Annotated in this window: 1 protein-coding gene; it reads left to right on the top strand. The window is 59.0% G+C overall.

Features of this window, described 5'->3' with window-relative positions; all coding sequences use genetic code 11:
• Positions 1-1,946, top strand: a 1,946-nt coding sequence (locus WA989_RS02080; RefSeq protein WP_424338871.1) for a TonB-dependent receptor domain-containing protein, incomplete at both ends; no start/stop codon positions are given.

The following is a 1,946-nucleotide window of genomic DNA, read 5'->3' as shown; positions in this document are numbered from 1 at the left end:
GCCGGTGACCGATGATTTCGCGCTGCGCGGTGTCGTCTATACCGACACGCAGGGCGGCTATATCGACAATGTCGGCGGCACGCTCAGCACCCGCGATTCCGCCCGCTTCCGTCCGGAAGGCACGGTGCGCGACAATGGTGTGCCGGTTAACGCGAACCGGGCCGGCTTCCAGGCTGGCGCCGATCTGTCGGGCGTGACCTTCATCGATGCGAACAATGGCACGCTCGTCGAGAACGACATCAACGATACGACGTATCAGGGCTTCCGCCTGAGCGGCTATTACGAGTTCAATCCTGAATGGGACCTGCTGATCCAGCATTCGCAGCAGACCATCGAGTCCGACGGCGTCTTCTTCGCCGATCCGGAGCTTGATGATTATGATGTCGTCCGCTTCACGCCAGAAGAGATCGAGGACAAGTTCCATTCGACTGCCTGGACGCTGGAAGGCCGCATTGGCATGCTCGAAGCGCTCTATACCGGCGCCTATACCGAGCGGACCACGGACCAGATCGTCGACTATTCCGACTATCTCTTCGTCGGCCAGTATCTGCCTTATTATATCTGCGACTATGACGTTACCTATCCGACGGGCGCTGCGCCTGCCGGGACATGTTACGCGCCGGACCTGTTTGTGAAATCGCACTCGGAAACCAAGGTCCAGACCCACGAAGTGCGCTTCAACACGCCAAGCGAATATCGCTGGCGCGCGACCTTCGGTGCGTTCTATTCCGACCTTGAACTGGCTGAGCGCAATGACTTCACCTATCCTGGCTCAACACAGGTTGTGTACACCGACGGCTCGGTCGGCTTTGCGCCGAACTATCCGCTAACCAATGGCGCGGCAACGCCCGGCGATGTTGGCAATGAGAGCCAAGGCTATTTCAGCCAGCCAGGACCGTTCCCGGCAGGGGTCATCTTCCGCAATGACGTGCTGCGCACAGATGAGCAGATCGGTGTTTTCGGTGAGACGACGTTCGACTTCACCGACCAGCTCGCCCTGACGCTCGGCGCGCGGTATTACGACGTCGAGGTTGACCTGGAAGGCAGTGCCAACTCGTCCTTCTTCAACCTCTTCGCTGATACAGACCAACAGGTCTTCGGCACCAACATCTCCTTCCTCTATGGCCCGAACGGCCCGGCCGATGCGCCGGACACGGCCTCGACGGACGGGGTTATCCTGAAGGCGACGGGCGAGTGGACGCCGACGGCGAACACGCTGTTCTATGCGACCTATTCGGAAGGCTACCGTGCCGGTCTCTTGAACCGTCCGGGCGGCGCATCCGGGCCGAACAACTATACCGTGCCTTATGCGGTCGATACCGACGAAGTGAAGAATTACGAACTTGGCTGGAAGACCGAGCTGTTCGACAATTCGCTGCGCTTTAACGGGGCGGCCTTCTTCGTTGATATCGAAGGCCTGCAGACGACGATCTTCGATCCGTCCATCGTGAACCTCTTCTTCTCTGATAATGCGGCCAATGCCGAGCTTCAGGGTATTGAGGGTGATTTCACCTGGGCGCCTGAAAGCGTCGATGGCCTGACGGTCGCCGGTGCCTTCTCTCTGCTCGATTCAGAGATCACCGAAGTTCTGGTCCCGACCAATGATGTGATCGAGGGCTCCGAACTTGCCTTCGCGCCGGCCTATCAGGGCAATCTCCGGGTCCGCTATGAGTGGGATCTTGAGCGCCAGATCGCTGGTCAGAATGTCCGCGCGCATGTCATGCCGCAAATGGTGTTCTCTGACAGCTCCGTGACCGACGTCATCGAGATCAACAAGATGGAACTCGATGGCTATGTCACGCTTGGTGCGACCGCCGGTCTGACCGGTGACAATTGGGGCGCCGAACTGTTCGCGACGAACCTGACGAATGAATATGCCGAGCTTAGCGGCAGCTTCATCTTCGACAGGAAGCGCGTCACGCCGATCCGTCCGCGGACAATTGGTG

This window comes from Henriciella sp. (assembly GCF_049649345.1).
Classification (GTDB): domain Bacteria; phylum Pseudomonadota; class Alphaproteobacteria; order Caulobacterales; family Hyphomonadaceae; genus Henriciella.
The sequence above is the reverse complement of the archived record's forward strand: the minus strand, read 5'-3'. Positions and strand labels throughout refer to the sequence as shown.